This window comes from Duganella vulcania, assembly GCF_009857655.1.
In the GTDB taxonomy this organism is placed as follows: Bacteria; Pseudomonadota; Gammaproteobacteria; order Burkholderiales; family Burkholderiaceae_D; genus Rugamonas; species Rugamonas vulcania.
In genome coordinates this window covers 1-8,841 of record NZ_WWCX01000150.1, presented here as the reverse complement: position 1 = coordinate 8,841, position 8,841 = coordinate 1, and the positions used below count along the sequence as shown (strand labels likewise).

Sequence of the window (8,841 nt, the reverse complement as noted above, 5' to 3'; positions counted from 1 at the left end):
CGACCGCAGCCGATCCCGCGCTGACGGACACCGCGCCCATCGCGCCGCCGGCCGCCCACGCCGGCAACGGGGAACTGGAACGCCGCCTGAGCGCCGCCGAACAGGCGCTGGCCGCGTCGCAACAACTGATCCAGACGCAGATGGCGCAGCTGAGCGCGCCCCATCCCGACCGCCTGCCGCCGATCGCCGCGCCGGACAACACCGACATCCGCGTGGCCCGCGCCAGCAAGCGGCAAGTGGTGGCGCCAGCGCTGGAGAACGGCTACCAGGCCCTCAACAGCGGCGACCTGGCGCAAGCCCAACAGCAGTACGAGGCCGCGCTGCGCGACAGCCCGACCAGCCGCGACGCCCTGCTCGGCCTGGCCACGCTGGCCGCGCGCAAGGGCCAGGGCGAACAGGCCGCAGGCTATTACCTGCGCCTGCTCGAACTCGACCCGAACGACGCCACCGCCGTGGCCGGCCTGGTCGGCGTGCGCCAGGGCGACACCAGCCAGAGCGAGGCGCGGCTGCGCGCCATCCTCGGCACCAACCCGGACGCCGGCCCGGTGCTGTTCGCGCTCGGCAACCTGCAGGCGCAGCAGGGCCGCTGGCCCGACGCGCAGCAGTCCTACTTCCGCGCCTACACCGCCATGCCGGACAATCCCGACTACGCCTACAACCTGGCCATCGGCCTGGACCGCCTGAACCAGGGCAAGCTGGCCCTGAAGTACTATCAGCGCGCGCTGGCGCTGGCGCAGGACCACGCCGCCGCGTTCGACCGCAACGCGCTGCGCCTGCGCATGCACGAGCTGAGCGCGCCGGCCAAACAACAATAAGAGATCCATGGCAGAACAAGTCAAACTCCCGCTCGGCAAGCTGCTGATCCAGAAAGGCGTGATCAGCGAGGACCAGCTGCGCATCGCGCTGATCGAGCAGAAACGCAGCAGCGAGCCGCTGGGGAAACTGTTGATCACGCTGGGCTTCGTGACCGAGGCCACGGTGCGCATGGCGCTGTCGGAAAACCTCAACCAGCAAAGCGCCGACCTGACCAGCCTGGTGGTGGACGCCATCGCGCTCAAGCTCATCCCCAAGGACGTGGCCAAGCGCTACAAGGTGTTCCCCATCGTGTACGAGCGCGCCACGGACAACCTGATCCTGGCCATGTCGGACACCAGCAACATCGTCGCGCTGGACCAGATCAGCGCCATGCTGGTCAAGGGCATCACCATCAGCCCGCTGCTGGTGAACGATTCCGACATCCAGCGCGCCATCGACCAGTACTACGGCTTCGAGCTGTCGATTGACGGCATCCTGCACGAGATCGAGACGGGCGAGGTCAACTACGCCAGCCTGGGCAGCACCTCGGACGAGTACAGCCAGCCGGTGGTGCGCCTGATCGACGCCATCCTGGCCGACGCCGTGCAGAACGGCGCCTCCGACCTGCACTTCGAGCCGGAGCAATCGTTCCTGCGCATCCGCTACCGCATCGACGGCATCCTGCGCCAGATCCGCAGCCTGCACAAATCGTACTGGCCGGCGATGGCGGTGCGCCTGAAGGTGATGAGCGGCATGAACATCGCCGAGACCCGCGCGCCGCAGGACGGCCGCATCTCGATCAAGTTCTCCGGCCGCCAGATCGACTTCCGCGCCTCGGCGCAGGCCACCACGCACGGCGAGAACTTCGTGCTGCGCGTGCTGGACCGTCAAAAGGGCATCGTGCCGCTGGACGGCCTGGGCCTGGAGGAAAACGAGCTCAACCTGCTGAAGCTGATGATCGCCCGTCCCGACGGCGTGATCCTGGTGACCGGCCCGACCGGCTCGGGCAAGACCACCACGCTGTATTCCATCCTCAACCACATCAACACCGAGAGCGTCAACATCATGACGCTGGAGGACCCGGTCGAGTATCCGATGAACATGATCCGCCAGACCGCCGTCAACGAGTCGGCCAAGATGGGCTTTGCCGACGGCATCCGCTCGATGATGCGGCAGGATCCGGACATCATCCTGGTCGGCGAGATCCGCGACCGCGAGACCGCCGAGATGGCGTTCGCGGCCGCCATGACCGGCCACCAGGTGTATTCGACGCTGCACACCAATTCGGCGATCGGCTCGATCTCGCGCCTGCTCGACATCGGCGTGGTGGCCGACATCATGGCCGGCAACATCATCGGCATCATCGCCCAGCGCTTGGTGCGCCGGCTGTGCCCGCACTGCCGCGAGGCCTATCCGGCCGAGGACCTGGAGCGCCGCCTGCTCGGCCTGCCCCGGAACGAGGACGCCGCGCCGTTCACGCTGTACCGCGCGGTCGGCTGCGAGCGTTGCGGCCACCAGGGCTACAAGGGCCGGCTGGCCATCATGGAGCTGCTGAAGATGACGCCGCAGCTTGACGAGATGGTGGCGCGGCGCGCCTCCTCGCGCGAGCTGAAGAACGCCACCGCCGCGGCCGGCGTGCGCTCGCTGGTGGACGACGGCCTGCGCCGCGTGCGCGAGGGCGTGACCACGCTGGAGGAAGTGTCGCGCGTGGTCGACCTGACGGACAGGCTGAGCTGATGCCCCAATACCTCTACCGCGCCATGGACGCCAGCGGCCAGCTGCTGCTGGGGAATATGGACGCGCTCAACGAGCCGGACCTGGAGCTGCGCCTGCACCGCATGGAGCTGGACCTGATCGACTGTCAGGTGTCGCGCCAGAAGCTGGCCGCCATCGGCCGGCGCGACATCACGCGCAAGGACCTGATCAACTTCTGCTTCCAGATGGAGCAGCTGACCGGCGCGGGCGTGCCCATCCTGGAAGGCTTGAACGACCTGCGCGACAGCATGGACCATCCGCGCTTCCGCGAGATCATCACCGACCTGATCGAGAACATCGAGGGCGGCCTGCAACTGTCGGCCGCGCTGGAAGCCTACCCGGACGTGTTTGACAAGACCTTCACCAGCCTGATCACGGCCGGCGAGCGCACCGGCAAGATCGCCGAGGTGTTCCTGAACCTGTCGGACAGCCTGAAGTGGCAGGACGAGCTGGCCTCGCAGTCGCGCAAGATCGTCATGAAGCCGCTGTTTGTCGGCGTGGTGATCCTGGGCGTGGTGGCCTTCCTGATGATCTACCTGGTGCCGCAGCTGACCGCCTTCATCAAGAACATGGGCAACGAGCTGCCCTTCCACACCAAGGCGCTGATCTTCGTCTCGGACATCTTCATCAACTACTGGTACGTGCTGCTGGCGCTGCCGGTGGCGCTGTATTTCGGCGGCCGCGCCTGGCTGGCGCGCAGCGAGCAGGCGCGCTACAGCTTCGACGCCTTCAAGCTGCGCATCTGGATGATCGGCCCGGTGCAGCACAAGATCATCCTGGCCCGCTTCGCCACCTTTTTCGCGCTGATGTACGGCGCCGGCATCACCATCCTCGAATGCATCCGGCTGTCCGAAGGCATCGTCGGCAACCGCATGGTGGCGGCCGGGCTGCGCCGCGCGGCGCAACTGATTTCCGAGGGCCAGAGCGTGACGGCGGCGTTCCAGCACACCGGCATCTTCCCGCCGCTGGTGATCCGCATGCTCAAGGTGGGCGAGGCCACCGGCGCGCTGGACGGCGCGCTGCGCAACGTCAGCTACTTCTACAACCGCGAAGTGAAGGAAATGATCGAGAAGGTGCAGGCAATGATAGAGCCGGCCATGACCGTGGTGCTGGGCCTGCTGCTGGGCTGGATCATGCTGTCCGTGCTGGGGCCGATTTACGACACCATCTCCAAGATCCGACCCTGAGGCCGCCGTGTTGCACAGCCATTTACTTTATCTCAGCAGCGAATTCGTGTGGGCCTACCCATGGCACCAGGGCGTGCTTGGCGAGCCCACGCGCTACCCCAACGAGCGCGCCGGCGTCGACGCCTTCATGGACGACCTCGACGCGCGGCCCTACGGCCCGGTCTACCTGATGGTCGACCTGATCGAGGAGGACTTCCAGCGCATCACGCTGCCGCACGTGACCGGCCGCTCGGGCCGCCGCCTGCTGGCGCGCCGCCTGCTGCAGCAATACCGCGAGACGCCGTACCGCTACGTGCGCGTGCAGGGCCGCGAGCCGGACGGCCGCCAGGACGACATCGCCCTGCTCAGCGCGCTGACCAATCCGGCGCTGGTGCAGCCGTGGGTGGAAGCGCTGGAGCTGCTGCGCGCACCGCTGGCCGGGCTGTACTCGACCACGCTGATGACCTCCTCGCTGGTGCACAAGCTGGGCCTGGCGGACCAGCGCCTGCTGCTGGTCACGCAGCAATCGGCCGGCCTGCGCCAGAGCTATTTCCTTGACGGCCAGCTGAAGTTCTCGCGCCTGACGCTGGCGGTGGACCGCGACGGCGCCCCGGTCGACGTCGCGCGCGAGACCGCCAAGACCCAGCAGTTCCTCACCAGCACCCGCCTGATCGGACGCGGCGAGGTGCTGCACACGGTGATCCTGGCGCCGGACGAGACGCTGGACCGGCTCGAGCCGCAGTGCCAGGACGGGCCCGAGACGGCCTACCATTTTGAATCGATGGAAACCGCTGCCGATCGCACCGGCCTGCCGGCAACGCCGGAACTGGCCGACACCCTGCTGCTCACCCTGCTCGGCCGCGAACGCCCGCCCAGCCAGTATTCGCTGGGCGAGGCGCGCCGCTACTTCCAGCTGTGGCGCGCGCGGCTGGCCCTGTTCAGCGCCAGCGCGGTGCTGGCGGCCGGCACCCTGGTCTGGCTGGGCGTTGATGTGTGGCGCTATGTCGAGGCCACCTCGGCCACCGACACCATGTACGCGCAGGCCCGGCAGTACGACGAGCGCTACCGCGCCGCGCTGTCGACCATGACGCCGGCCATCGACAAGACCGCCAACATGAAGGCCGCCGTCACGGTGGCGCAGCTGCTGGTGCGCCAGGGGCCGCAGCCGCTGCCGCTGATGACGCACCTGAGCGCGGCGCTGGACAAGGTGCCGCAGATTCGCGTGCTCGAGCTGGACTGGAAAATCACGCCGCCGGCCACGCCGGCCGAGCCGGTCGCCACCGGCTTCATGGCCAGCACCTCGGGCACGGTGGTGGAGCCGATCTCGTCGCTGATGCTGGGGCTGCCGGCCAAGGTGCCGCAGGCGCTGCGGCTGGAGGCGGAGATCATGGTACCGCCGGATAATTACCGCGAAGTGGTCAATACGATGAACGCCTTCACCCAGGAACTGGCGCGCCAGCCGCGCATGGCGGTGGAGATCGTGCAGCAGCCGGTCGACACCCGCTCCAACGTCAAGCTCAGCGGCAAGGCCGGTGCCGGCCCGGCCGGCGGCGTCGAGACCAAGGCCCGCTTCATCCTCAACCTCGTGTGGCAGCCATGAACGCCTCCCCCGCCCCTTTCAGCAAGAAGCCGGCCCGGGCCGCCAGGCCGCTGCCGTACTGGCTGCGCGAATTCGCGCTGATCCGGCTGGCCGTGGTGATGGCCGCCGGCGCCCTGGCCATCGGCGTGGCGACCGTGTTCGCCAGCAGCTGGTATGTCAACCACGCCGAGGAAAACCGGCTGCAGGCGCTGCAGACGCGCGACGCCGCGCGCCAGCGCTTCGCCCAGGTGGAAACGGAAAAGCGCGAGATCCGCGCCTACCAGCCGCAGTTCGCGCTGCTGCGCAGCCGCGGCCTGATCGGCGACGAGAACCGCCTCGACTGGGTCGAGCAGATCCGCCAGATCCAGGAGCGCCGCAAGCTGCCGCCGCTGAGCTACGAGATCGAACCGCAGCAAGGCATCAAGCTGGACGCGCCGCTGCCGCTGGGCGACTACGCGCTGCGCGGCAGCCGCATGCACCTGCGCATGGAGCTGCTGCACGAGGGCGACCTGTTCAACTTCCTCGAAGACCTGCGCCAGCGCGGCTATTACGCGGTGCAGGAATGCACGCTCAAGCGCGTCGGCGGCCAGCAGAACGTGCCGAACACGCCGACCATCGGCGCCGACTGCAAGCTCAACTGGCTGACGCTGGCGCCCACCACCGCGCGCAGGAAAGGCTCGTGATGACCATGTCCACTCCCCTCTCGCGGGCCACGCTGCTGGCCCTGCTGGCTTGGTCCGCTCTTCACACCGTTCCGGCGGCGGCCCAGCAGGTGGCGCTGGGCCGGCTGTTCGCCACGCCGGTAGAACGCGACGCACTCGACCGCCAGCGCGCCGCCGGCCCGGCCGCCGCCCCCGCCACGAACGACGCCGCTGCCGCAGCGCAGATGCAGCAAATTCAGCAAATGCAGCAATCGGCGCCGCCGCCACAGCCGCCCGTGTCGCCCAACGGTTACGGCAGTCCCGATCCAAACGTCGTCCCACAGGCGCCGCCCGCCGCAATGCAGTACGCCGCAACACCGCCCACCGCAGCCGAGCCCGTGCCGCCGCCCTCGTCGGCCGTCCAGCTGAGCGGCGTGCTGCGCGGCAGCAGCGGCCGCACCACCGTCTGGCTCAACCAGGTGCCGCAGACCGAGGGCGCCAAGGCCGGGCCGGGACCGGCGGTGTCGCTGCGGCTGTCGTCCGGCCGCCGGCTGATCATGAAACCCGGCCAGAGCTTCGATCCCGCCAATGGCAGCGTGCAGGAAATTGGCCGCTAGCCGGCGCCGCCAGCGCGGCGCGGCGCTGTTGCTGCTACTGGCGATGACCAGCGTTGGCGCGGCGGCGTTGCTGGTGAGCGCGCTCAACCACGACACCACCCAGCTGCACCGCACCCAGCAAACCCTGGCGCGCATGGCGCAGGCGCGCGACGCGCTGGTGGGCTTCGCCGCCGCAAACGGCCGCCTGCCGCGTCCGGCCACCTCGGCGCTCGACGGCCACGAGGCGCCGGCGCCTTGTGCCACCGAGCAGGACTGCACCGGCTTCCTGCCCTGGGTCACGCTGGGCGTGGACGGCGCCGATGCGTGGGGCAAGCTGCTGCGCTACAGCGTCACGCCGGCCTACACCCAGGCGCCGGTGCTGCGCATTTCCACCGTCGCCACCAAGACCGTGCAGGACCGCGGCGCCGACGGCGAACTGTTTTTCCGCACCGGCCAGTCCTCCTGCGACCCCGGCGCCCAGTGCGCGCCGCTGGTGCTGCTGTCGCACGGGCGCAGCAATTTCGGCGTATCGGTGCAGGGCGTGGCGCAGGCCAATACCGACGCCGGCAACATCGACGAGCAAGCCAACGCCAGCGCCAGCGTCCATTTCATCGGCCGCGCCGCCAGCGGCAATCCCAACGCGCCCGGCGGCGCCTTCGACGACCTGGTGCTGAGCGTGCCGCTCGATACCCTTTACAAACAGATGGCGGCGGCCCACCGCCTGCCTTGACGACATGAAGAAACACGGACAATCCGGCTTTACCCTGGTTGAGATCGCGATCGTGCTGATCATCGTCGGCCTGATGATCGGCGGCCTGGTCACGCCGCTGAGCATGCAGCTGGAGCAGCGCAAGATCTCGGAGACCCAGAAATCGATGGAGGAGGCGCGCGAGGCGCTGATCGGCTTTGCGCTGCGCAACGGCTACCTGCCCTGCCCGGCAACCTCGGCCAGCAACGGCCTGGAGGCGCGCGCCGGCAACCGTTGCGCCGGCGATCGCCGCAGCGGCTACCTGCCGTGGGCCACGCTGGGCCTGGGCAAGCTCGATGGCTGGAACCACCTGTTCCGCTACAGCGTCACGCCGGCCTTCAGCGACAGCGGCGTGCCATTCAACCTGAGCACGCCGCGCGACATCACCGTCGCCACGCGCGACGCCACCGGCCAGCTGGTGGCGGCCACCGCCGTGAACGACATCCCGGCGGTGATCGTCTCGCATGGCAAGAACGGCTATGGCGGCAGCAACGAGCTGGGCGGCCTGATCGCCAACGCCTCCACCACCAACAGCGACGAGCAGCTCAACGCCGGCTCGGACACCCAGTTCGTCAGCCGCTACGCCAGCGACACCGCCACCGCGCCGGGCGGCGCCTATGACGACATCGTGGTCTGGCTGTCGCCCAACATCCTGTTCAACCGCATGGTCGCGGTGCAGAAAATCCAATGACGTCCGCGCTGCCGCTGCCGCATGCCGCGCTGGTCATCGCCCGCTACACGCTGCTGGAGGCGCTGCGCAATCGCCTGCTGTGGCTGCTGTTGCTGGTGCTGGCGGCGGCCGTGTGCGCCGGCGGCTTCCTCGGCCAGCTGGCGCTGACCGAGAGCCGCCAGCTGCAGGCGGCGCTGCTGGCGGCGGTGCTGCGGCTGGCGGCGGTGTTCCTGGTCGCCACCTTCGTGGTCAGCAGCATGGCGCGCGAGGCGGCCGACAAGGGCGCCGAGCTCCTGCTGGCGCTGGCCCTGCCGCGCGCCGTGTATGTGCTCGGCAAGCTGGCCGGCTTCGCCGCGCTGGCGCTGCTGCCGGCGCTGCTGTTCGGCGCGGTGGCGCTGGCCTTCGCGCCGCTCGATCAGGCTGCGTTGTGGGCGGCGTCGCTGCTGGGCGAGCTGTGGATCGTGGCCGCCTTCAGCCTGCTGTGCTCACTGACCTTGAGCCAGACCCTGCCGGCGCTGACGGCGGCCGGCGCCTTCTATTTGCTGGCGCGCGTGCTAGGCACGCTGCAACTGCTGGGCCACGCCGGCGCCGCCCAGGCCGACGCCGGCCAGCGCTGGCTGACGCGCGGCATCGACGCGCTGGCGCTGCTGCTGCCGCACCTGGACGCCTTCACCCGCACCGAATGGCTGCTGTACCACACCGGCGGCCTGGCCGACCTGGCCAGCGTGGCGGCCCAGACCGCGCTGGCCGTGGGCCTGCTGACGGCCGCCGCGCTGTTCGACCTGTACCGGAAGAACCTGTGAACACGCCGTCGCGTCCGCTGTCGTCGGTGCCGCCGGCCGTGCGCGTGCTGCTGGCGGCGGCGCTGGCCCTGCAGCTGGGCTGGCAGGC

At 69.3% G+C, this 8,841-nt stretch carries 9 protein-coding genes; all 9 read left to right on the top strand.

Annotated features, from left to right (window positions below; all coding sequences use genetic code 11):
• A partial coding sequence (locus tag GTP90_RS33630) for a tetratricopeptide repeat protein (protein ID WP_161087591.1) occupies positions 1–815 on the top strand: 815 nt, incomplete at its 5' end.
• Between the two features lie 7 nt (positions 816–822).
• On the top strand, positions 823–2,532 hold the full coding sequence (locus tag GTP90_RS33625) for a GspE/PulE family protein (RefSeq protein ID WP_161087590.1): 1,710 nt from the start codon (positions 823–825) through the stop codon (positions 2,530–2,532).
• On the top strand, positions 2,532–3,737 hold the full coding sequence (locus tag GTP90_RS33620) for a type II secretion system F family protein (protein WP_161087589.1): 1,206 nt from the start codon (positions 2,532–2,534) through the stop codon (positions 3,735–3,737). The genes GTP90_RS33625 and GTP90_RS33620 overlap by 1 nt, the downstream gene beginning before the upstream one ends.
• 46 nt (positions 3,738–3,783) lie before the next feature.
• A complete protein-coding gene (locus GTP90_RS33615; RefSeq protein ID WP_371875167.1) occupies positions 3,784–5,316 on the top strand; it encodes a hypothetical protein in 1,533 nt (510 codons plus the stop codon).
• Positions 5,313–5,978: a PilN family protein gene (locus tag GTP90_RS33610; RefSeq protein ID WP_161087587.1), complete on the top strand. Its 666-nt coding sequence runs from the start codon at positions 5,313–5,315 to the stop codon at positions 5,976–5,978. Before GTP90_RS33615 ends, GTP90_RS33610 begins: the two co-directional genes overlap by 4 nt.
• Before the next feature lie 5 nt (positions 5,979–5,983).
• Positions 5,984–6,553: a hypothetical protein gene (locus GTP90_RS33605; protein WP_161087586.1), complete on the top strand. Its 570-nt coding sequence runs from the start codon at positions 5,984–5,986 to the stop codon at positions 6,551–6,553.
• Positions 6,543–7,262 (top strand): hypothetical protein, encoded by a 720-nt coding sequence (locus GTP90_RS33600; protein WP_254452168.1) that lies wholly within the window; start codon positions 6,543–6,545, stop codon positions 7,260–7,262. Before GTP90_RS33605 ends, GTP90_RS33600 begins: the two co-directional genes overlap by 11 nt.
• A gap of 4 nt (positions 7,263–7,266) precedes the next feature.
• Positions 7,267–7,971 (top strand): type II secretion system protein, encoded by a 705-nt coding sequence (locus GTP90_RS33595; RefSeq protein ID WP_161087584.1) that lies wholly within the window; start codon positions 7,267–7,269, stop codon positions 7,969–7,971.
• Positions 7,968–8,753, top strand: a complete 786-nt coding sequence (locus tag GTP90_RS33590) for an ABC transporter permease (RefSeq protein ID WP_161087583.1) — start codon at positions 7,968–7,970, stop codon at positions 8,751–8,753. Before GTP90_RS33595 ends, GTP90_RS33590 begins: the two co-directional genes overlap by 4 nt.
• Positions 8,754–8,841: the final 88 nt, after the last annotated feature.